This is a genomic window from Scytonema sp. UIC 10036 (genome assembly GCF_009725235.1).
Window position 1 is genome coordinate 1 of the sequence record NZ_WJFC01000045.1, and the last position, 23,311, is coordinate 23,311.

At 40.8% G+C, this 23,311-nt stretch carries 22 protein-coding genes and 1 tRNA gene; 5 read left to right on the plus strand and 18 right to left on the minus strand.

The genetic code is table 11. From position 1 onward, the window contains the following. Positions 1-185 precede the first annotated feature (185 nt). The 8 genes from F7734_RS21590 to F7734_RS21625 all read right to left on the minus strand — a co-directional run bounded on the left by F7734_RS21590 (position 186) and on the right by F7734_RS21625 (position 7,092). A complete protein-coding gene (locus F7734_RS21590) occupies positions 186-926 on the minus strand; it encodes an ABC transporter ATP-binding protein (RefSeq protein ID WP_155746589.1) in 741 nt (246 codons plus the stop codon). Positions 927-1,440: 514 nt separating this feature from the next. Then, a complete protein-coding gene (locus F7734_RS21595) occupies positions 1,441-2,235 on the minus strand; it encodes a PEP-CTERM sorting domain-containing protein (protein ID WP_155746590.1) in 795 nt (264 codons plus the stop codon). Positions 2,236-2,447: 212 nt separating this feature from the next. Beyond that, on the minus strand, positions 2,448-2,675 hold the full coding sequence (locus tag F7734_RS21600) for a 4Fe-4S dicluster domain-containing protein (protein ID WP_050046643.1): 228 nt from the start codon (positions 2,673-2,675) through the stop codon (positions 2,448-2,450). A 288-nt stretch (positions 2,676-2,963) separates the two neighbouring features. After that, on the minus strand, positions 2,964-4,214 hold the full coding sequence (locus tag F7734_RS21605; protein ID WP_155746591.1) for an ATP phosphoribosyltransferase regulatory subunit: 1,251 nt from the start codon (positions 4,212-4,214) through the stop codon (positions 2,964-2,966). Further along, a complete protein-coding gene (locus F7734_RS21610; RefSeq protein ID WP_155746592.1) occupies positions 4,214-5,167 on the minus strand; it encodes a DnaJ domain-containing protein in 954 nt (317 codons plus the stop codon). The genes F7734_RS21605 and F7734_RS21610 overlap by 1 nt, the downstream gene beginning before the upstream one ends. 86 nt (positions 5,168-5,253) lie before the next feature. Then, positions 5,254-6,069 carry an inositol monophosphatase family protein gene (locus tag F7734_RS21615; protein ID WP_155746593.1) on the minus strand — a complete coding sequence of 272 codons (816 nt, stop codon included), beginning with the start codon at positions 6,067-6,069 and terminating at the stop codon, positions 5,254-5,256. Between the two features lie 98 nt (positions 6,070-6,167). After that, a complete protein-coding gene (locus F7734_RS21620; RefSeq protein ID WP_155746594.1) occupies positions 6,168-6,692 on the minus strand; it encodes a thermonuclease family protein in 525 nt (174 codons plus the stop codon). A 31-nt stretch (positions 6,693-6,723) separates the two neighbouring features. Continuing rightward, the gene (locus F7734_RS21625) at positions 6,724-7,092 is read right to left on the minus strand and encodes a 2Fe-2S iron-sulfur cluster-binding protein (RefSeq protein WP_155746595.1); all 369 of its coding nucleotides are present in this window, start codon (positions 7,090-7,092) and stop codon (positions 6,724-6,726) included. Between the two features lie 92 nt (positions 7,093-7,184). On the opposite strand from F7734_RS21625, the gene F7734_RS21630 reads away from it, so the two are divergent. The 3 genes from F7734_RS21630 to F7734_RS21640 all read left to right on the plus strand — a co-directional run bounded on the left by F7734_RS21630 (position 7,185) and on the right by F7734_RS21640 (position 9,485). After that, a tRNA-Ser gene (locus F7734_RS21630) sits at positions 7,185-7,271 on the plus strand. A gap of 241 nt (positions 7,272-7,512) precedes the next feature. After that, entirely contained in the window at positions 7,513-7,893 is a 381-nt protein-coding gene (locus F7734_RS62175; RefSeq protein ID WP_207714169.1) for a recombinase family protein, read from the plus strand. Between the two features lie 197 nt (positions 7,894-8,090). Continuing rightward, on the plus strand, positions 8,091-9,485 hold the full coding sequence (locus F7734_RS21640) for a hypothetical protein (RefSeq protein ID WP_155746596.1): 1,395 nt from the start codon (positions 8,091-8,093) through the stop codon (positions 9,483-9,485). 241 nt (positions 9,486-9,726) lie between these two features. Here F7734_RS21640 and F7734_RS21645 read toward each other — a convergent pair whose 3' ends face one another. From F7734_RS21645 to F7734_RS66200, 9 genes are all read right to left on the minus strand, one after another. Beyond that, the gene (locus F7734_RS21645) at positions 9,727-10,965 is read right to left on the minus strand and encodes a tyrosine-type recombinase/integrase (protein WP_155746597.1); all 1,239 of its coding nucleotides are present in this window, start codon (positions 10,963-10,965) and stop codon (positions 9,727-9,729) included. 57 nt (positions 10,966-11,022) lie between these two features. Beyond that, positions 11,023-11,232 (minus strand): hypothetical protein, encoded by a 210-nt coding sequence (locus F7734_RS21650; protein WP_155746598.1) that lies wholly within the window; start codon positions 11,230-11,232, stop codon positions 11,023-11,025. Positions 11,233-11,364: 132 nt separating this feature from the next. Then, the gene (locus tag F7734_RS21655; RefSeq protein ID WP_207714170.1) at positions 11,365-11,781 is read right to left on the minus strand and encodes a hypothetical protein; all 417 of its coding nucleotides are present in this window, start codon (positions 11,779-11,781) and stop codon (positions 11,365-11,367) included. Between the two features lie 20 nt (positions 11,782-11,801). Further along, positions 11,802-12,317, minus strand: a complete 516-nt coding sequence (locus F7734_RS21660) for a hypothetical protein (protein WP_155746600.1) — start codon at positions 12,315-12,317, stop codon at positions 11,802-11,804. Positions 12,318-12,530: 213 nt separating this feature from the next. Further along, positions 12,531-13,124 (minus strand): hypothetical protein, encoded by a 594-nt coding sequence (locus F7734_RS21665; protein ID WP_155746601.1) that lies wholly within the window; start codon positions 13,122-13,124, stop codon positions 12,531-12,533. 123 nt (positions 13,125-13,247) lie between these two features. Further along, positions 13,248-14,060 carry an AAA family ATPase gene (locus F7734_RS21670; protein ID WP_155746602.1) on the minus strand — a complete coding sequence of 271 codons (813 nt, stop codon included), beginning with the start codon at positions 14,058-14,060 and terminating at the stop codon, positions 13,248-13,250. Positions 14,061-14,290: 230 nt separating this feature from the next. Beyond that, entirely contained in the window at positions 14,291-14,497 is a 207-nt protein-coding gene (locus F7734_RS21675; RefSeq protein ID WP_155746603.1) for a hypothetical protein, read from the minus strand. Between the two features lie 7 nt (positions 14,498-14,504). Then, positions 14,505-14,879, minus strand: a complete 375-nt coding sequence (locus F7734_RS21680; RefSeq protein WP_155746604.1) for a GIY-YIG nuclease family protein — start codon at positions 14,877-14,879, stop codon at positions 14,505-14,507. A 20-nt stretch (positions 14,880-14,899) separates the two neighbouring features. Continuing rightward, complete coding sequence (locus F7734_RS66200; protein WP_155746605.1) at positions 14,900-16,528, minus strand: serine hydrolase; 1,629 nt, start codon at positions 16,526-16,528, stop codon at positions 14,900-14,902. Between the two features lie 244 nt (positions 16,529-16,772). Here F7734_RS66200 and F7734_RS21690 point away from each other — a divergent pair, with 244 nt between their 5' ends. Together F7734_RS21690 and F7734_RS21695 are read left to right on the plus strand one after the other, a co-directional pair. Further along, entirely contained in the window at positions 16,773-17,747 is a 975-nt protein-coding gene (locus tag F7734_RS21690) for an oxaloacetate decarboxylase (protein WP_243147011.1), read from the plus strand. 128 nt (positions 17,748-17,875) lie between these two features. Further along, complete coding sequence (locus tag F7734_RS21695) at positions 17,876-19,039, plus strand: AbrB family transcriptional regulator (protein ID WP_155746606.1); 1,164 nt, start codon at positions 17,876-17,878, stop codon at positions 19,037-19,039. 254 nt (positions 19,040-19,293) lie between these two features. On the opposite strand, the gene F7734_RS21700 is transcribed toward F7734_RS21695, so the two are convergent. Next, positions 19,294-23,064, minus strand: a complete 3,771-nt coding sequence (locus tag F7734_RS21700; RefSeq protein ID WP_155746607.1) for an MHYT domain-containing protein — start codon at positions 23,062-23,064, stop codon at positions 19,294-19,296. Positions 23,065-23,311: the final 247 nt, after the last annotated feature.

Here is a 23,311-nt window from a genome sequence, read left to right on the forward strand (position 1 = left end):
CTATCCACTAACAACTATCCACTATCCACTAACAACTATCCACTATCCACTAACAACTATCCACTATCCACTAACAACTATCCACTATCCACTAACAACTATCCACTATCCACTAACAACTATCCACTATCCACTAACAACTATCCACTATCCACTAACAACTATCCACTATCCACTAACAAATTTTAATGCCTCTTCCCAGCCCCCAGATACAATTCGCCTACCTTGGGATCGTTGAGTAATTCCAAACCGGGACCGGAAATTGCATCGCGCCCAGATTCGAGTACGTAACCGCGATGCGCCATTTCCAAAGCTTTACGGGCATTTTGTTCTACAAGTACGATTGCCGTACCGCTTTGGTTGATTTGTTTAATCTGCTCGAACACTTGTGTGACAAGTATGGGAGATAATGCCGCAGATGGTTCATCAAGTAGTAATAAACTAGGTTCTAACATCAATGCTTTACCCATTGCTAACATTTGACGTTCCCCACCTGAGAGAGTACCCGCACGTTGCTGACGGCGATCGCTTAACTTAGGAAACATAGCAAATATTTTATCTTTAAGCGGTTTTAGGGGAATATTACGGACAAAAGCTCCCATTTCTAAATTTTCTTCCACGCTTAGGGATGGGAAAACGTTGGCAATTTGTGGTATGTAGCACATTCCTCGTTGAACGATTTGGTTTGACTTTAGCCCAACGATATTCTCACCTTTAAAAGTAATTGTCCCTGTATGGGGAGTCAAAAGCCCAAAGATAGTTTTTGCTAGCGTCGATTTGCCTGCACCGTTGGGACCGATAACTGTAACCAATTCTCCTGTTTCTACGCGGAAATTGACACCTTGCAGGATATCAACATCTTTGATGTAACCGGCGTGGACGTTTTGAGCTTCGAGTATCGGGGATGAACTTGGTGAATTAGACATAATTTTCTTACAATATAAGTAAAATATCTTTAATTTAACTACAGTTCGTTCGTTTGTTGAAAGGCATTAAAAACAAAAGCACCTTCCATACTGAGTACGGAAGGTGCTTTCTAATAAAATACATCTGGCGTAACAACATATCGCAGTAAATCGGAGTAAATCCCAAAATATACGATTGTTCATTTAGTTCGCGGTCCGATCTCTGGCAGCGTTTAAAAAGTAGAAATGGCTATATCCTTTTTAAACCTCTTAGGACGCCGTATCTAGACCCTACCACCTACGCCGTGGTGGTTATAGCCATATCGAGCTCTAATCAGTATTTCAAGCCATTCCTTGAAGGTAAAGAATTGATTTCAAACACATTTACCCAGTCATGTGTAGTTTTAATAATCAACCTATATGGCGTGAAAAGAACTCTCTAGTCATATTTTATCAGATTAACGGGTTATTACTCCGAATTACTCCGTTAAATACTCACCTAGAGTTACGGGGTATTCTTGATATCTGGCAGTCTTTAGGAAGCTGTTCTTTTCTTACCTTGCCCTATAGCAAAGCACAAACCAAGCAATGAGAACGCAGCTACACCTGTGGGTTCTGGTACTTGAACTGGCTTATCTGATAAAGTAATTTCACCGTTAACGACTTCTCCGTTATCGCCGACTTCTCCAATGTAAAGATATAACGGGCTGCTATTGGAAGAAATAGCGTCCTTAAGATTAAACGATATTTTCCCACCATCACCCAAGCTGATAAATCCAAAAGCTGTTGAAGGATTTGCGGAGTTCTGCACTAGAGCAGATGTGGAGTTGGCGTCAAAACTTTGTAATGTAGCCACTGAGTTATCTACAGCACCATTTACCGCTCCAAATAAATCTGTTCCAACTACAGCATCTACTGTAGTGACAGGATCGCGTTGTGTTCCAGGAGTGAGGGCAACTCCAGTAGAGGTAAAATCAAATACATTTAAACTTGAGATGCTGTTGATATTAGCTGCATCGTTTAATAAAATGTTACTAATCTTAATGGCATCTAAATCAAAGCCACTAAATCTTCCAGTCGTACCACCTTGCTTGTTATCACTATCAGCGATCGTAATCGATTTGATATCGGAAGGAAGATTGGATATTTCCGCGTAATAAACAGCAGTTCCTTTAGGATTGCCACCTGTCAAACCGGGTAACTTGATAAATTTATCGAGATTAAATGTCGCTGCTGTCGCACTGTGAGCAGACATCAGACTGATGGCAGTGGCAGCAAAACTTATCTTGAAGAAGTTTTTGTTAAGAAATACACGAAAAATTTTTAGCATGGTTTGTTTAAAGGAGAAGTACCCCAGTAATTTATACGGAGGAGCACTTACTTTTTAGGCAAGAGAGTATGTACTGTTACATTTTTATCAAACTTTTACAAACCAACTGTTAAGCTTTTATGAAGGAAACATACTATACTGTAATTTTACGATAAAAACAGGCAAATTTTGTTGTGTGCCTGTTTTCTCAAAGAGTTTTTCTGTAGAAATACTTAAGAAGGAGTTTTTTGCAAATCTGGTCGCTCTTCTGGAACGATCGCCCCTTCTACGGGGCAAACTTGAATGCAGATGCCACAGTCGATACAAGTGGCATAGTCAATCCAGTACCAATCGGTTCCTTTGACATTCTTACCAGGACCATCATGAATGCAGGCTACCGGACATGCATCCACACAATCCGCGACGCCTTCACAAACGTCAGTAACAATAGTGTGCGGCATAGTTCCCCTCTTTATTGGATTAAAATTGCTGTATCTAATTCAGTATATCGATGTAGAAGTTCTTCAGTATGCCGCACAATACTGCTTTAGCTCCCCCTCACCCTCACCTCTTGTCCTCTCGTCCTCTCGTCCTCTCGTCCTCTCGTCCTCTCGTTCCCAGGTTCTACCTGGGAATGCCCGATCGGGAGGCTCCGCCTCCAGTATGTCACTAGGCGTCCCGAGGCAGAGCCTCGCAGCCTGCATTCCCAGGCGGAGCCTGGGAACGAGGTAAGTGGTACCGGTCATCGGTCACTGGTTACTTCTCACTGATTCAATCGTTGTGGAACCATCAGCTTTAATCCAAGCAATCTGGGCAATATGACGATCGCGTGCATATTCTCGGATTTCGTCTGCATTCCGTCCTCCCAAATCTATTTCCACTCTGACTAAGTGAGTAGAATCTCGGAGTTTTTTCGCATAGGTGAAAGCCGCAGTATATGCACTCTTATCTTCTGGTACTACTAACCAATTAATCGGTGGAGCTGTTTGTGGTAATTGACCGCTAGATAGGAGAACTTGCTGTAAATCTTCTAGGAGAAGTGCAAAACCAATTCCAGGTATATTTTCTCCTTGCGGATGATAAAGCCCTAAAAGATGGTCGTAACGACCGCCTCGCCCCACAACCCTTGCTTGTCCATCTGTATCGCTCACTACCTCAAACACAATACCCGTGTAGTAATCTAATGTTTGAATTAGACTTAGGTCAAGGATGATTTTCATCCCTGTCCCTTGATGTGAATTAGTGTTTATCTTTTCTGATTCATATAGTAATTCTACTAATGCTTTCAGGTTATTGACTGCTGCTTGTAAAGGCTCGTCTAAACCCAAACTGCTGACTTTTTGCAAGACATCAGCCGGATTCCCTCGCAAATCCAGCATGATTCTGGCACGTTCTTTGAGTTCGTCGGTTAGAGGTAAGGAGTCTATTGTAATGCGGTCTAGATGAGCGATCGCACTTCGCACTTTTCCTTGTAAATGCGGGGGAAAAGCCTTTATGAGCGAGCGAGTAATTTCTGCCTCACCTATAATTAAGTGCCACTGTTGTAAACCCAGAGCTTGCAAACAATTTGCTAGCAACAGCAAAATATCTGCATCTGCAAGCAATCCTCCGCTTCCTAGTAATTCCACGCCAGCTTGATAAAATTCCTGTTGGCGGTTGTGCTTCAACTCTCGCGTGCGTTGGAAAACATTGGCATTGTAGTACAGGCGCTGTGGATAGGTGACGCCACCCATGCGTGTCACAGCCGTGCGAGCAATGGAAGCTGTCAGTTCTGGACGCAGCCCCAAATCTTCATCTTCGGCATTTTGCAGTTGAATCACCGTTGAGCGTTGAATTGCTCCTCCCGCCATGAGCGTATCCATACGTTCTAGCGTTGAGGTAATAATTTGGTGATACCCCCAACGGTGAAAAACTTGTTGTAGCCTCTCTTCAATCCATCGTTTTTGAGCCACATCGAGGGGTAATAAATCCCTAGCTCCCGCAGGCGGTTGATACACCATTACTTTTTCTTCCCACCAAACAAACCACCAAACAAACCGCCACCCCCAGATTTATCTGGTTGTTTCGCCCCATTGGGAGACGTTGCTGCAGGCTTCGTTCCATTGGGTTTTTGACCAGTCATCTGTTCAATTTTGCGTTTCCCATCCGACGCTGTTTGGTCTTTTGGGTCTAATTGTAGGGCGCGGTCAAAATGAACCTTTGCCATCGTGATTTGATTTTGCTTCAAATACACTAACCCAATCATGCTATGACAGCGACTATTACTCGGCTCTAGCTTGAGGGCATCTTGTAATTCTACCCTAGCTTGTGCCAGTTGATTCTTTGCCATCAATTCTTGAGCGCGACGGATATAATGAGTCGCGGCTGAATCTTCTTTAGGTGGTGAAGGTGGCGGTGGGGGTACAGGTGTGTTGTTTGTTGGGGGAGGTGTTTGGGCTTTGGGTGGAGTGACTGGTTGTGGGGCGGCAAATGTTTTACCTGATGTCCGCATTAAGTAAACCAAATTTAACTCGCTGACTAAGCCTATGAGCTGTTGTACTTTCTGCAAAGAATCATACTGAGTTTCAGCAATTTTAGCGATCGCATTTCTATAAATTTGTTCAAAATTAGATGTACTGGCAAGCTGCTTAGCTAAATCTGTTGTGAGTTCTACAGAAGCCGATTCTTGAACCAAGCGCTTGCCCATTTGTGACAGCACTAAAAGGTTCTCCGATCTATTTTTCTCTTGAGAGAGTTTTTCATAAGATGGGTTTACCAGCTTAGACAACAATTCACCAGCCAGTTGTTTTTCAGCACTGCTTTGCGCCTCACAACTATCAGGGTGCAAGCGACGAGCGATTTTGAGGTAGCGTTTGCGAATATCTTTCACATCCGCATCAACACACACGCAAAGAATTGCGTGATGGTCGATGAAATCGTATCTAAAAAGACCGCGTTCTATCTTGAATGACATATATGTAACAGGTGTTGCACCAATAGGGTTTATAGGATTTCTCTAGTTTACTTTGCTTCTGAGAAATGGCTATAAAATTAACAAGCTTATCGCTTCCACGTAGATAGCGATGGCACCTGTATAAGTTCTTGGCTCAAACTCTCGTGAATATAACTATTAGTGGCAAGAATCCTTCCTGAGGCTATATCTAAGGGGCTACCGTCATATGCTGTCACCTTTCCCCCAGCTTCTCGTAATAGAATCACACCAGCAGCAATATCCCAGGGCGAAAGACCTCGTTCCCAGTAGCCATCGATACGCCCGCAAGCAACGTGAGCCAAATCTAGAGATGCGGAACCACTGCGCCGAACTCCTTGAGTAAGATGGGTTAGGTGACAAAATTCTGCGTAGTTATTGTCTGAAGTTTCACGACGGTCGTAAGCAAATCCCGTAACTAACAAACTCTTACTCAATTCAGACGTACTTGAAACTTGAATTGGGCGGCGATTGCGCGTAGCACCCAAACCTTGCGCCGCACGGAATAATTCATCATGGAAAGGATCGTAAATCACACCAACTTGTGGGACACCATGAATCAACAGCCCAATAGAAACAGCGAAGAAGGGGTATTGGTGGGCAAAGTTGGTAGTACCATCTAGAGGATCGATCGCCCAAAGAAATTCATTATCTTGATTGCCCAGTTTTCCGGATTCCTCAGCTAAAATGGAATGTTGGGGAAAGTGACGCCGCACAATATCTAAAATCACAATCTCTGAAGCTTTATCAGCAGCCGTTACTAGATCCCCAGGTCGCCCCTTTTCAACAACAGCATCTTCTATCTTCCCTAAATAATCTTCCAACACCGCACCTGCAGCAAGGGCTGCTTCCGTAGCAATGTCTAAGAAGGTTTGTAAGTTATTCATACGTTGGTTGTTAGTTGTTGGTTGTTAGTTGTTAGTTGTTAGTTGTTAGTTGTTAACTACTATCTACTAACCACTAACCACTAACCAATAACTATTCTCTAACGATACTGACGCCGAAATTCACCAGGAGTGAGACGCATGGGTTTTTGCGGGTTCCAAATGCCTTCCCCCATGAGTCTCGCCCATTGTTGAGCACGCTCCAAACGGCGATCGTATTTGTTGTTGGGCGATCGCGGTGCAAACAGCCCGTGTCCTTCTTTCACTAACTGTTGGTTCAACAAAACCCTATCTTTCCAAGCATAAGCCAAAGTTCTGCCAAAAGAGTCTTTCACTTCCACGTCAAACTCCAGCGTGACAAATTGTTCGCCTCCAATCAGCGTTTCTAAGCGTTGTTTTGCTGCATCACCCCAAGGACGTTGCTGCAAATCTGGTGCATCGATATTCAGCAACCGTACTTGAGTAATTAAACTAGGTTGTTCGCCTATACCGACCACTTCCAGAGTTTGCCCGCTCACAACCTGTGCTACCTTAACCACTACTCGGTTTGGATCTTCCACCTTCTTTTGCGGTTGACAACCTACCAATAGCAATAAACACAGTAAAGTTAGAATCCTAACTACCATTGCGCCTTTGCGTCTTTGCGTGAGGCTAATTTCACTCTTCATCTAGCGGTAAGCCCTTCCGAACTCTCCCCCGAGCAAAATATTGTCCAAACTGTAGTTCATAAACTTCATCTTCGTCCTGTGTCTCTACATCTAAATCGGAACGGGCATAACTCACACATAACAGAGCATAACCTTTCTTTCTTAATTCTGGGGATAGCCCAACTGCCTCTGGTTGGTAAATTTCTCCCGACAGTACCCTAACAGCACAAGTGGTACAAGCCCCATTTCGACAAGAAAATGGCAGTTCCACGCCTTGTTTTTCTCCCGTATGCAGGATGTAGCGGTCATCGGGAACTTGTAGCGTGTGAACAATACCCTTAGCGCGATCGCGAACTCTTACAGTGTAAGTTTGGGACATCTGAATTTTTGATTTGAGATTTTGAATTATTTTAGAGGAAACCTATTGCGTTTTCCTAGACTTGCTTGTACTATGGTAAATCGTGACATCTTGGAGAGGTGGCCGAGCGGTTGAAGGCGCAGCACTGGAAATGCTGTAACGCGGCAACGTGTTCGAGGGTTCGAATCCCTCCCTCTCCGTTATACAAGGGTTCTAGCTATTTTAGCTAAATACCTGAGGAAAAAGCTAGCTTTAAAAGCCTAGCTTTTCTTGTTTATTGACGTGACACCTAATAATTGATTATTGGGATATATTATTAGAATATTCAAGGGATAAAGTAGCCAGTAAGTCTAATATGTACTTATCACCTAAAGAAGCTAGTGAAAGATATAATATCCACCCTAAAACCCTTAGCCGTTTAGCCGACAAAGGGATAATAGAGTGCATGACCGAATTGCAGCGCTTCGCTGCTTGACAATGCCCGGTAGCAATCACCGAAGATATAATGCGAATTCAATTGAAAAGCATTTAAAGTTACCAGGAAATAAAAAAACCGTATTGTATGCACGAGTTTCTACCCAAAGCCAAAAAGACGATTTGCAAGCACAACTATTAGATCTCCAAGAAAAATCCCCTGGGAATGAGTGTATTAGTGAGATAGGATCAAGATTAAATTTTCAGCGCCAAAAATTCTTAGGCTTAATAGAACGAGTTTTCTTAAAGCAAATCTCCTTAATTGTCGTAGCAACAACCACAGGTTGGTTAGATTTGGTTTTGATTTTTTTGAATGGTTGTGTAATCTTCATGATTGTCAGATTGTAGTACTTAACAATTTCATTGCTAAGCCCCCATGATGAATTGATGCAAGACTTTATGTCTATAATGCATTGTTTTAGCAGCCAATTATATTTTCTCCGACACTATGAAAAAAAAATAGAACAGGATTATCAAAATAGCCTTGACAAATAAGACAAATAGCAATATATTGAACAGACCAGCTTTGGAGGTCGAGCAGAGTTATGGCATTAAAAAAACAAAAAGGGAAGCGTATAGAGACGAAAACTCTAAGAGCTAAGCTGATTCGGGATGGCATTGATTTAAACGAAACACTACAAGTTTATAGAGAGAGTGTTGCTTTTTATATTCAGGTTATTAATCAGCATCCTGAGTCGGTGGATCTGAGTCAGGCTCAAATGCGTCAAGCTTATGAAGAATTAACTTTAGGTGACGACGCAAAATACCCCTTTCTGTTTCAAGATATGCCACGGGATTTAAGGTGGGATGTAATTAGTACTGCGTGTGGTCATTATAAATCGTGGCGTTCTAATTATAAAAACTGGGAGGTAAATGAGGCTAAACGATTAACTCGTTCTCTCAAAAAGAATAAGAAACACAAACCATCAAAACCACCACTACTTCCCGCAGAAGTGTTTGATAGCCCAACCTATTACAAGTACAGTATGTTTAAGGATGACACGGGTAACTCGGTCATTCTGAAAATTAGAAAAAATCACAATTGGGCATGGGTAAGATTTAATTATTCGGCTTATTTGTTTGATGCTGCATGGGGAAAAGGTTGTCCAAGTATCGTGATTAAAAGAGATGGTTCTTGTTGGATAAATTGGACGTTAGAAAGATATCATGATGCAACGGGAGGATTAAAAGCATTACAAAACGAGCGTGTATGCTCGGTTGATATTGATTTAGATGGCGACACAATTTGCACTCTTTCAATTCTAGAACCCGACGTTAACTCAGAAGTAAAAGAAGTAGCGAGACACTTCATAAAAGGACACGCTTCTCATGTCAGACGTAGGAAGAGGGAACTAGGGAAGATCGCAAAGAAAATGAACCAGACTGGGACTATTGGTAAGGGGTTTGCTAGCACCATTTGGTCAAAAATTAGTAGAAGAGAACGAAGTGAGGGTTATAGAATCGCATCCCAGATCGCAGAGTTTGCCAACGAGCATCATTGCCGAGTGATTGTGTTTGAACACTTAGGCAATCTACGTCCTCAAAGAGGTAAATATTCTGCTAGATCAAACCAAAAGCGTGCATACTGGTTGAAGTCAAAAATAGTTGATCGTACTTGTCATATTGCTAGAACAAAATTTAATATTTTAACTTCTAGAGTTTCTCCAAAAAATACTTCAAAGTTCTCTGCTATTGATAATACTGAATTAATTAGAACGTCAGATCATCAATTAGCAGACTTACTAGCCAATAATGAGAAAATCTGGTTAACAAGATACAAGAACGAGAAGTATATGCCAGGATTGCACGCTATTGCCCATAATGGATACTGGATTCATTCAGGTTTGAACGCCGCTAGAAATATAGGAATAAGGTTCTATCAGCGATCTAAACCCGACACCAAGTTTATTATTTCAAAAAGCTTAGGCAGTCATGTTTAAGTTGGCGTACTAGCTATATGCTTTTACGTCAGTCCCATGTGTAGAGGGATGACAATCACCTACCCTTTAAGTAGCTGCTACCATTGCGGTATGCCAATTTTAATAGATGAGTGGTTTTCTAGTAAAACAATGCTCTGGCTACCCTTATAGAGGTGATGCGAAAATGTAAAGAAAGTCAAGGTGTCCAATTAATCCCAACTTTCTCCTACACTTAGTGTGCTACTTATTTTTTAAGTACTCCTTAAATGTTTAGATCGGGAACTGTGATAGACTCTAAACGGCTTCCAGCATAATGCTTATAGATTATTTCTGGACTATTCCCTACTAGTCTTGCTATATCTTTGACTTCCATACCTTTTTCTAGTGCCAAAGTTATGAAAGTATGGCGTGTTTGGTACTGTGGTCGATAATGGTCAATTGCGCCATCTTCGGCTAGCTGTTGAACAATACCAACATAAGTGGCTCCTTTATTTTCACAACCACGCCATACAAAACCATTGAATACATCTGCACGAATTGTTTTACCAGTTAAGCTTTTGAAGATCCTATCGTCTTCTCCTATGATGTTTGGCTTAATTGATAGCAATAAATTTTGTAATTCTTTATTGCACGGAAACTTCCTAAAATCCTGATTTTTTAATCGTTTAGTAATTAGTTTTCCTGATGCACACACTACAGCTTCTTGGAAAGTAACCATTGAACAGTCATTGTTAATGTGTCGCCATCTTAATCCAACTGCTTCTGATGTTCTACAACCTGTTAAAAAGAAAAATTTTACTAATGAGTAATAGTGATGATACTTATGATGGTTTTTAAACGCTTCTAAAATTTTTCTCATTTCATCAATAGTAAAAGGGTCAATATCAATAAAATCTGTATCTTCTATTTGCTCCTCGATTGACTTTTTATTTTTAGGTTCCTTAATTGTTGCTGCTAGTCCTTCAAAAGGATTCTTGGAAATATACTTCATTGTTAACGCCCAATGACAACAGGCATTCCACTGAGTGATTATTCTTTTAGCTGTTTTTAGAGAATTATTTTCTACCAAAAATGTAAACATTTCATGACTTTGACTTAAGAGTTTGTAGGGATTTTTTTGAATATGTCCAGATACTCTTTGATAGTTTAAAATTACAGTTGTTTCTGCAACTTGTTTATTGTTGGCTCGAAAATTTACGTATTTGTCCCACAATTCTATAAGTTGAACGTCATTTGAAGGTATTAACGATAGCTTGGGTTTTTGTTCTTTATCTTTATCGTATTTGTACTCATTAAGTGGTTTTAATCGATCTTGTGCATAGTCTCTTTCTATTTGCTGTGCTATTAGTTCCGCTTCTCTCCAACCATCTTCATTATCCTTTAAGCCTAACGATACTTTGACTTGCTTACCATCTTTTGCCCAAGCCCTAGGGAGCACTAATTTTAGAGACTTACCATGAGCAATAATACTTACTTTGTTGTCTTTTGACTTTGAATACATAGATTTTGAATCCTTGTTTGAACCCAAATTTCAAAATAATACTTTAAAAGCTTTAATTTAGCAATATTTTGAACAGCCGCTTAGTGCTGTTTGTGCCGGAGCAAGATGGGTTTGAATCCCTCCATCTCCACAATATTTGAGTTTCAGTAAGTTATTATTCTCCTGTAGCGATCGCCGCGATTGATTGGTTGAAGTTTTTTTGCAAATAGCCAAATGTGTTACTGCAATATATTGATATGCCCGACCAGTACGATGCTGTTCTGACATTTGAGCAGTTTCTCAGACAACAGTTCCCTGAAAGAACGGAGTAATTACTATGGTTATATCTTGCACCTATAAATCTAGAGAAGTTTTTCAGATAATTTCTCACCAAGTCAATATCATAGCTTCAAAGCCCTATTACTGAGGAGGTAGAGTACTTTGGAATGTCTTAATTGTTTCTAAAAAAGAACGTAAAATTTTTCCTATGTAATCCCTCTCTTCTTTTGTTTTTAACGTCCCTTGTAAGAAATAACCTAGTGCTAGCAGTTCTTTTTTTTGATTGGAGTTAAGATAATTTATCTCCCCATGAATCGCCAATCCATTTGGCACCCAATTATAAATTATTTGCAACCATTCTCTAGGTTTTTCTTGTAAGAGTTCTGAAGCATCTGAATTTAAATTTATTAAGCATTGGTTAAGATACTGCTCTACCTCGTTAAGTACTTTAGGCGTCTTACATGATTTATTATTTTGGTTAACTCGTTTTAAAGCGTCAATTAAACGAGAAAGTTTATCAACATCATTTTGATGCAAAGGACTGATTGCGTTATGCACAACAAGCCGATCGTAACCAGTTAAGAGTTTGGCGATCGAGTTTGGGGGAACTGGGTCTGATTGCCTGGTAATACCGGACTGTTGGCTGACTGAAGAGAATTCGGATTGCTGAGTGTCTCGTTGGATATCTTCTCTTTGGGTATTGTGGTTGAGGTTGGAGTCGGGGTTGGAGTTGGAATTGTAGTTGGAGTTGGGGTTGGAATTGGAGTTGGGGTCTTGTGATAAACAATTATCAGAATTGCTATCAGAATTACGAGACCCAACATGACGATTATGAGACGACTCGGAACTGTTGGAGATGGAAGTGGTATTGGTGGTTGTGTTGGTAGTAATGTTTCTGGTGTCGGTACTGATGTTTTTTTTTCAGCTTCAGTTTTAGGTGCTTTCCAGACATTGCCCTTGTAAACAATCCGTTGCCGATAAGGCGCATCTATCGGTACTTTGTTATAAAAGAACCGCGTATAACCATTAATAGTTTCAGCATGAGAAAAGGTAATGTGTCCAATGGTTTGCACAGGTGTTACGACTACTGCCACTTTGTGATACTGTTCATCTTCTCTGAAGAAATCTGGCTCTTGCGTACTTAGCGTGCTAAAATTGTAGAAAAATAAGCTTAAAACTATTGCTGGGCTTAGCTTACAGCTATTATTAGTTTCAAAATGTTACTCCTTGTTAAAATTGAAATTATAAGTGCCTGTAAGCCTTGTAAATACAAGCATACTTGTAGATTTTAATGAAAATTTAGCACGCTATGTACGAAAGAACCGGTTATTCAACTTTTGAGCAGCAATATCGTAAAGATCTGTGTCAACCTTGCGCCATTGGTAGCGTTGCGGTTCAGGCATGAGTTTGAGCGATTTGTAGTAAGGAAGAATGACTTCCTCTAAAAAAGTTGTTTCTGAATGCAGAATGACTCTAACTTCAACTGAACCTTGCTTGTTATGAACCAGGCTACGAACGGCTGTACAAGCTGCTCCCTCATAGGCTGGAATTTCCCGATCGGTAAGTCCACTTAAACTCTTGAGCAAGGTACTCTTTCCTTGTCCCATCAACCCCATAACGCCAATATTCAGGGTATTTCTGGAAAAGCGATTCCTGAGTTTAGACAACACAAGCAGTTCCGATTTAATGCGCTGTTGAATATCACTAAAATCAATTTTTTTTAAATAATTTTTAACTTGAAGAATAGCATTTTCTTGTAATAATAACTTTCGGCAATCTTCCAACTGATATAAGTTAGACGCTTGTGCCTGAAGCTCTTTTTCAACTTTTGCAATTTTCGTCGGAAGATAACTCGATCTACGCTCAATAATGTTGGCAATCTGTTCCGCTCTAGAAGGCATATTAACTCGACTTTGTACGGTATTTATATTAAAAACAATAGGTGTATACTATCAATGCGTTATCTAAGATAGCGTTACATAAGTGGAAACGTTTATCAAGAAATTTATATATCTCCAAACAGGCTATTTTTTTATTAGAGATATAATTTCCATATACCTATCATTCCCACTAAAGTTGTATTTGTTTATTAGGTGGCGTTTTGTTTTTTCTATGTTATGTTCGTACCAAGTCCACACAAGTAAATAAGCAAGTCCCAAAATCCTCTTCATCCCTGCTGAAGCTTGAGTGACAGGAACATTACCATAGGGCAAATTAATTGTAGGAATATCGCGCACGTCTTCCACAGAAACTCGCTTAGGTTCTCCAATCTCTATCCATTCATCAGGATGAGGTGCAAGTTTTTTAATGACGTTGGTAAAGAGTTGAAAAGGATATTTGTTGGGTTGGTTTTGCCATGTTACCCAATCTTGAATTAGACCGTTACAAAGAACTTTACCCTTTTGTTTTAAGCCATTCCAAAGAGTATCTGAATTAAAGTTATAAGCATTATCCCGTTTACGAGCGGGGTCAAAAACTGAAAAACCACCATCAACGCGCACGTAAATGACTACACTTTTTGAGAAGTTATCCAAAGACCAATTCCCTTGCCATTTCTGCTCGGAAAAATCAAAGTAGCTCTCAAAGTCTATTTCATGAAAAAGAAGTCTCCCATTTCGTGTATCAATTTTGGAGAGAATTTTTGGTAATTCCTCTGTATGTCTACGTGGATAAGCAGGTTGGTCTACCCAATTTCCAGTCAGTACCCACCAAGCAACATCAAGTAAAAAGCTTTTACCTAAACCGTTATCACCTGTAAATATATTGAGTCGAGCGCTGAATTCAACATCAAAATGGTCGGTTGGGCCAACTTGCTGGAGGTGAAGTTCTTTTAACATTTAACTATCCCCTTTGCCCTTAATTGTTTACCAATTGTAGGGCGACAGATTATTTGACTGCAACGACAAATTACAAGTCAAGTTCTTCGTGCTTATAACTTTACTTTAGGTGAGTCTGATTTTTAGGTTTTCTAACAATAATTTGTAGAAATTGATCGAACAGCCAATGCAGAGGGATTTAGATTGGTGACAAACAATCTGTCTACAAACGCTGGCAATGCGTTACGATTTTATTGTCCGCGTCCTGGTTTACAATCTGCAAAACCTAATGCCTCTGTATCGAGGAAGCTGGCGATCGCCATCTCAATAACTGCTTCAACTGGATACTCAATTTCAGTGGCACGAGCAATTAGGGCAGCTTTAATTCGTTCAGGTAAGCGTTCCAAGATGACTTCGGCATCAGAGGAGGAAAGTTGCTCCAAAAGTTTTGCTTGCATAGCTTTACTATTCGCTTGGTATTTGGACATTATAAGGGGGTTCGGAGCTTCTTAAGATGATGGCTTCTAGCTCTAATAATAGCGCAGGGTTTTCCCAGTAAGAAATTGGCTGCACAGCAATACGAACCTCTTCCGAGCTATATTTGTCGAGCCACGCCCACAAAAAAGCTTTATGCCCACCAACAAAACGACCCCGTAGACTCTTAGTTTTGCCAATGTAAAGCAACCCATCAGTTTTGTGCTGGATGGCATAGATTCCAGGACGAGCAGGAATTTTGCCAAACTCGCGGCTCAAGGGAAGGCATTGCTCAAAGGGAGTGAAGGCGATGGCATCCAGGATTTCCCGAGCCATCTTTTGCAGTTCAGAGTCGTTTGGCGGCATAAATTCCTCTTTCCTAACCCCTATTCCCTATTCCCTTGTATTTGTGGTTGACGCGCTACCATTTGTTCGTAAACAAAACGAGACATTTTTGGATAAATTTGCCAGTCTTTAGCATACATGGAATCGTCAGCACCGATCGCTAAAATATAAACAGTTTTCCCATCCGCTGTTGCTATTAATGCAGCTTCTTGACGGGTACCAGTCGTCCAACCGGCTTTAGAATAAAAATTAACGCCTGTATCTGCTAAAGACTGACCGAGAAAACCGACAATCGGGTTAAAACCTTGCTGTTGGTTCTTCCAAACCTCTGGATTCAAGTCTCTTTTTAACCAACCACACATTTTTTTGCTAATTTCTGGTGAAATAGCTTGCTGAAGATAACACGTTTCATACATAAGTCTTGCAGAGTGAAACGTTGTGATTTCATTGCGAAAAGGATCTTTTGGATCGTCAGGATTCTTTCTTATACGTAATTCACTTCCCTGTGGTCCTAATAATTTAAGGGAAGCAATAGGATATGTCTTGTGAGTCAAATTAATACCTTCGTAGCCGGCTTGCTCGAAAAAGTGAGTAACCTGTTCGCGTTTCTTTCGCCATGTTTCAAATTCTTCATCATCAAGCTTGTGCTCAAATTCCGTATCGCTTATTTTATCAACAATAAAACTAGCTGCTTCGTTGTCAGACTCCTGAATCATTCTAGCAATATACAGATAAAAACCTGCTTCATCTGACCAAACACCATTGGCTATTTGTGCATAGAGAAACACCATCCAAAACATCTTGGCGACGCTTGCAGGATATTTTAAGGTCTCTTGCTGATATCCAGCAATTTCACCAGTTTTAGCATCTATTAAAGTAATTGATAAAGACTGTGTCGGAAAGCCTCGATCTGCTGCTAAATTAACAACATTGTTAACAATTGTTTGTAACTCCTGATTCTGCTTAAATTCAGGAGGCGTTCGGAAATTATAAACAACTTCTATATTTTCATGCCCTGGTTGACGGGAGGGAATGGGTCGTGAATCTGTTGCAGACCAGTTAGGGGATGGCGGAGGGACAAAAGAGGGATAAGTAGGCTGTGGGGTTGGGTGTGGGGTTGCTTGTTGTGTGGGTTGCTGTTGGATTGGTTTGTGTATCAGAGCATATAATCCTCCCACTAAGGTATACAACCCAAAACCCATGATAGCCAATCCAGTTGCAATCACCGTCAAAGCCACCAATCTCAAAATCAAAAGATTTTTGAGAGAACCTTTATATCGGCGTCTTCTCCGTCTGTAGTTGGGATGTTTTCCTTGTGGATATGGTGGCTGTGGATACGGTGCTTCAAGAACTGCAGATCTGCTCCTTTGTTCCCCTTGTCTGTAGGCGAAATTGTTTCCCTGTGAATATGGAACTTCAAGCACTGCGGATCTGCTGCTTAACTCCCCTTGCCTGTAGCCTGGAGTTTTAGGTTGTGGTTGGGGTACTCTTCTTCTCAAAGGTGCGGACGGATACCCTTGTCTGTTTTGAGAGTATGCTGTCTGTTGCTGAGGTTGAACGTTGCTCTGACGTCTGGGGTCAGTTGCTCTACGCTTACGCCTTACTTCTGTAGGTGGTGTTGCAACCTGTTGGTTGCGTCTATCCCATTTTGTTTTTGTTTGCTGACTCACTAGCTACACCTTGAATTGTGTGATTTATAAAGGGTCAGGGGTTAGTAGGGGCGCTTTTGCCGCCACGCCCCTACTAGTATGGGCGCAGGGCACTGCACCCGTACAGGGGTTAGAGGAAAACAGCGATGACAGATAGTGTGATGGATAATACCAGAATTTAGCGAAGATAACACACTTTCTTGTAAAAATTAGTCATGTGTTAAAATATCTCGGCAAACTTTTGATGCTGTCAGGTTGCAACTCTATGCCATTGAGCGCTAAGCACTCACCTTCTACAAATCAACTGCGACAATTACTAGAACGTCCTGAAATCTTGGTAATTCCTGGCGTTTATGATTGTTTGGGAGCAAAGCTTGCCGAACAAGCAGGTTTTGAAGTCTTAGCAACTAGTGGCTTTGGTATTGCAGCTTCTACACTTGGTTTGCCTGACTATGGTTTTCTCACTGCTACTGAAGCTCTGTATAGCGTGGGACGGATTGCTCAGTCAGTTAATATTCCTCTGATTGCTGATATGGATACTGGCTATGGCAACGCTTTAAATGCGATCAGAACAGTCAAAGATGCGGTACAACAGGGAATTGCTGGAGTGATTTTGGAAGATCAAGAGTGGCCCAAAAAATGCGGTCACTTTGAGGGGAAACGTGTTGTTCCTATGGCAGAACACGCAGGAAAAATTCAAGCAGCAATTCAAGCACGTGGTGATAGTGGGTTGGTTATTATCGCTCGTACTGATGCTCGCGCCCCTCTGGGTTTGGAGGAGGCAATTCATCGAGGTCGTGCTTATATTGATGCTGGGGCGGATGCACTGTTTGTAGAAGCCCCTCAATCTATTGAAGAACTGCAAAGCATAGCTTCGGCTTTTCCCGATGTGCCATTAGTTGCAAATATCGTAGAAGGTGGCAAAACTCCTCAACTTTCTGCCTCTGAGTTACAGCAAATGGGCTTTAAAATTGTGTTTTTTCCACTTTCTGCTTTACTGGCAGTTACAAAAGTCATGACCGCTTGTTTTCATCAGTTAAAAGAACAAGGTACTACGGCTGATTTTCCAGACATGGTTAGCTTTCAGGATTTTCAAGAACTGATTGGTATTCCTAAGTACCGTGAACTGGAACAGCAGTTTTTGGGGAGTAGGGACTGGGGACAAGGGGGACAAGGGGACAAGGGGACAAGGGGACAAGGGGGACAAGGGAGAAAGACAAATCCAAAATCCAAAATCTAAAATCTAAAATCCAAAATCCAAAATCGCTAATCCCAATAAGAGGTATGCCAAAAAGTTGCTGAAAAGCGATCGCGATCGCGCTAGTTTGAGTAAATAGTACGTTATTTTAATTTGAAAAACGTAAATTAATGAATCAAACTTTAACTGTATCCGATCGTCGGCAAATTAATTCTGAAACACAAAGCGTTCTTACCAAACAGCACATACCTGGCAAGCAACTCATCATTTTAGTTTTGGAAATGCTTTTGGCATTACCCCTTGGTATAGTCTTGGCAAAATTCCATATTGGTGGAGTCGTCTGGATTTTTGGTGGTATCATCTCTGGGGCTATAGTACTTCAAACATACCGCGTTTTTTATAAAAATACCCCGAAACCCAATCGGGCAGCTAGAAAGACGGGCATGGCACTTGTAGGGCTAAACGTTGGCTTTTCTATCTCTCACGGTCATTTAACCAATGCTGTCTCTAGTTTTCCGGTGTTTGCTTTTCTTACCTTTTTCTTGCTGTTATGTGGTATTTTTATTGGTTATATTTACTCTCGTTTAAGTAAAACAAACTTGTTAACAGCGCTATTAGCTACAGTACCAGGTGGTGTTGGTATGATGTCAGCGATCGCAGCAGATTATAACCGCAATGTTCCTCTGGTAGCGATGGTTCAAGCAATACGCGTGACTACCGTAGTTTTTTTGATTCCCTTAATTGCCAGGATCTTATCCGGAAATCAAATCTATTCACAAACACTTCCGGTTTCAGGGACTTTGCTCAACTTTGAACCAACACAATTAGGATTATTATCAATATCCCTCTTGTTTGGCACTTTAGGAGTTTATATTGCTATCTTATGCAAAATTCCTGCAGGTGAGTTTTTTGGTGCAATAGTTGCTGGTATAGCCTTTAATCCAATCCTTACATTATTTGGCAATAGTATCGATTACACTCTACCACCACTAGTTAATATAGTAGGACAAATGCTGTTAGGAATTACCATTGGTGAGTACTGGGGTGACAAACCAAGTTTGGGCAAAAAGAGCGTGGCTTATGCCTTTGTGTCTGTAGCAATGACCTTACTCACTGGCGTTGCAGCCACCTTCCTTGCCATGCAGTTAACTTCGTGGGATTGGTTGACTTGTCTTTTAGTAACTGCACCTGGTGGTTCGGCAGAAATGATTTTAGTTGCCTTAGCTCTACATCATAACGTAGAAATTGTCACAGCCGCTCATCTAGTACGATTGATTGCAATTAACAGTTCTCTTCCCCTATGGCTTTATTTATTTGAACGGCTTGACAATTAAATTTTGTAATTGGTTAGTGGTTAGTGGTTAGTGGTTAGTTGTTAGTTGTTGGTTGTTAGTTGTTAGTTGTTAGTTTTTAGTTGTTAGTTGTTAGTTGATAGTTGTTAGTTGCTACTATCTACTAACCACTAACCACTATCTACTAACCACTAACCACTAACCACTATCTACTAACCACTAACCACTATCTACTATCTACTAACCACTAACCACTAACCACTATCTACTAACCACTATCTACTATCTACTATCTCTTATCTAGTCAACGCCATCACTTGCTCAAAATCAAAATTGTCAACCAAAACTTTTAATCCTTCTATCAAATCTGTGTGCTCCTCTGGAATTTTTGCCATGAGCTGAAAAATGAGTTCATCATTGCCTTGGCAAGCAGCATTGTGAAGTTGTGCTACCCACTCAGCAGGCATACTTGCTATTTGATTTGCTAAATAAGTCGAATTAGAAATCAATGCACGATTAGATGACCTCATATCTCCATTCTGACTATCTTCTTTATAAAGATATTGCACGCCCAAATGTTTACTAATTTTTGCCAAGAGTTCTTGCTGTTGAAAGGGTTTACTTAAAAGATCATCGCAGCCAGCACTCAGTATCTTTTTTTTGTCTTCTTCAAAGGCGCTGGCTGTGAGGGCAATGATGATGGTTTGAGCTTGGAAATCCCCAGACACTAGTTGCTTTTCCCTTTCCCTTTCCTTAATCAATCTAGTTGCTTGATAGCCGTCCATCATTGGCATCCGCATATCCATAAAAATTAAGTGAGGCTGCCAATTGTCCCAAATAGCTAGGGCTTCTTGTCCGTTGGTTGCTTCTTGTACCTGGAATCCGATGCTGGAAAGAAGTTTGACAAGTAGCAACCGATTGGTTTGTTTGTCTTCAACAACCAAAACTTTATAAGCTAGTTCTCCTGGTGCTAAACTAATAATCTGCTTGGGTGTGGTCTCGTGGGAAATATTCACTTGTTCCTCAGTTGCTTCTTGTGCCAGGATAGTAAAGCTGAACTGAGTTCCAACGCCTAACGTGCTGTTAACCCAGATTTGTCCCCCCATAATTTCTACAAATTTATAACTGATGGATAAACCCAAGCCAGTGCCTTGTCCGGATTTTAATCCGGTTGTGGTTTGCCCGAAAGCTTGAAATAACCGCCCGAACTCTTCTGGACTAATACCAAGTCCGGTGTCTATCACTTCAAATAAGAGGTAGAGGGAAGAGGAAGAGAGGGGGAGGGGTGGAAATATTTTGTTTTTGTATTCTTTTGTCCCTTTATCTCCTTCCACAGCTACGGAAATCCGCAATTTGACGCTTCCTTGAGAAGTAAATTTGATGGCATTGTCAAGCAAGTTAATGAGTACTTGACGGAGTTTGCTTTCATCAGATCTAATGTATTGGGGAACTTCTATAGTCCGCTCAAAAATCAGCTGTAAATTTTTAGATTGTGCCTTGAGTTTTAACATTCCCTCTAAACTAGCTAGCAAGCGGTGCAAGTCAAAGTCATCTTCATTTAACGTGACACGTCCTGCTTCAATCTTGGACATTTGCAAAATATCGTTAATCAAGTCCAACAAATGTTCGCCACTGCGGTTAATAATTTTGAGATACTGCTGATACTCGGCAGATAAAGAGTTATCGTAGTTCATGAGTTGCGTAAAGCCCAAGATGGCGTTAAGCGGTGTTCTTAACTCATGGCTCATATTTGCTAAAAATTCACTTTTAGCACGGTTCGCTGCATCAGCAGTTTCTTTGGCTGTTTTAAGTTCGGTGGATTGCTTTTGGGTTTGCTCAAAAAGTCCTGCTTGTTGAATTGCGACTCCCAACTGTGCTCCAATCTGAACAAGCATTTTAATTTCGGCTTCTTTCCACTCACGGGGGGCAGAGTTTTGGTATGTTGCTAACAAGCCCCAGAGTTGATTGCTGCAATAGATGGGAACTATAATGTATGCGCGTGCTTGAAATTGTTCTAATAATTCTATATAACAATGGTCAAATCCTGCTGTATAAATATCTGGTATACATCGGTAACTTGTTGCAGAACGATAAATTCCACCTTGGTTATCATATAAATACGTGTCTTGTATGACTTCATTTGCATCGACCATTTCTTTCACGGTGCAATTATCGCCTTCGATCGCATTCTGTGTGAGTTCTGGCTGATTTTTTTGAGATGATATCAGTTTTCGCCATCCTTCGGCTACTGATTCCGCGACAACTTCTCCACTCCAATCTGGATTGAAACGATAAACCATAACGCGATCGCAATTCAACACTTGTCGCAATTCTTGTGTTGTCGCACTAAATATCTGCTTGATTTCTAGAGTTTGACGCATCCGTTGAATGACGAAGGCGATAGCCTTTTCTCGTTCTACGCTTGAGGCTAGTAATTCTTCTGCTTGCTTCCGTTCTAGTTCTGCTCCTGCACGGGCTGCAAAAATTTTTAAAATTGACTCTTGACCTAAATCTAGTACTAAAGGTTGAGTGTCCATCACAATCAACAAACCGATAGTTTCCCCGCTTGAATCGATCAAGGGAATACTTAAATAACTTTGGATTTTAGTATCTGCTACATCTATAATTTTAGAAAACAAGACTGCCATTGTTTCAGGATTATTGCAGGGAGTTTTTCCTATAAATTCTTCGTAAGATATATTGGAACTACCCGCAATGTCACATTCAAAGTTTTCATGGCAGTCCCCATTATTCCAATATGCCACGGTACGCAGATGAGTGTTTGATTGATTAACAAATTCACTTATAAAAATATAATTAACTTGTAAAATCTGGGATAAATAATGCACGCAGGGACGGAAAAATTCATTACCAGTTGTTGAAGCTGTTCCTTCAACAATCATCTGTAATGCCGCTTCAGCTTGCTTTCTTTGAGTAATATCACTTAAAGTACAAACAACGCGCTCTACGCTTCCATCTTTAGCTATTTGAGGATCTGCATTGACAAGCAACCAACGTTCGTTTTGGCTTTGAGAATGGTTAATACCTACAACTACATTATGAATGGGAGTCTTTAACGCGATCGCTTGTTGCACGGGTAATTCTATTTTGGGAAAGCTTGTACCATCTTCACGCAACAACGACTGCTCGCCAAACACCTGGGGTTGTTTATTTTCTTCCTGAAGATCGAGCAGATGAATGGCTGCTTGATTGCTAATAAGAATTTCGGCATTCCTATTCACCAATAAAACTCCTACCTGCATCTTGTAGATGAGTGTCCGGAAGCGCTTTTCACTCTCTTCCAAAGCTTGTTGCTGCAATGATTTAGCTATGACATATTGCTCGATTAGAGAAGTTAACAGAACTAAGATCAAAAGGAACAGTGTTGCAACTCCAATCATAACAGCCAGCCAAGACTGAGTGACAAGCGATGATGGTTGGACTGGCACCCTTATGAGAGGTGTAAAATGAGTTGCCCTCATTCCGGTATAGTGCATACCACTAATGGCAACTCCCATTAATAAGGCACTGCCAAGTTTTTGCCAAATCGCTCCTTTCAATTGACGATTTTGCAGCCTAAATGCCAGCCACAAAGCAGCAAAAGAAGCAATTATTGCGATCGCAACTGATAAACCAACCAACCACCAGTCATACTCTATGCTTGCTTGAAGCCGCATGGCAGCCATACCCGTGTAATGCATACTGGCTATCGCAATTCCCATGCAAATGCCTCCACCTAAAACAAGTGGTACAGAGACAGATTGACTTAGCAACCACAAAGCCATCCCGGAAGCCACAATTGAGCATAGCAGCGAGAGCAAGGTTATCTTTAGATCGTAGTTAACCGGCTGAGGCAACTGAAAAGCTAGCATGGCAACAAAATGCATTGACCAAATTCCAGCGCCCATGGCAATCGAACCGCCAAGTAGCCATTGCAATCGTCGCCATCTTGTGGCAAGTGTGACTCGCCCAGATAAATCCAGGGCTGTGTATGAGGCGATAACGGCAATTATGAAAGAAAGTATGACTAATGCTAAGTTATAAGTGCCTATCATTTCGCTATACATATTTTTTGGGGAAATAAAATTCAATAATTGCTTTTTTAAGAATATTAGATAAATCTTTCACAGGTCAATTTCCGAGTTTTCACGCATGATTAGGATATCGATATTTTTTTGGGAGAAATGTGGGTAAATACATCTTTTTCAGGAAACACACTTACAAGTAGAAAAAGACTCAATTTTAGTCTTTTATTTTGTTTGTGATTTAATAGAAAAAGTAAATTTTTTCTGCTTATAGATAAAGTTTTCTTTA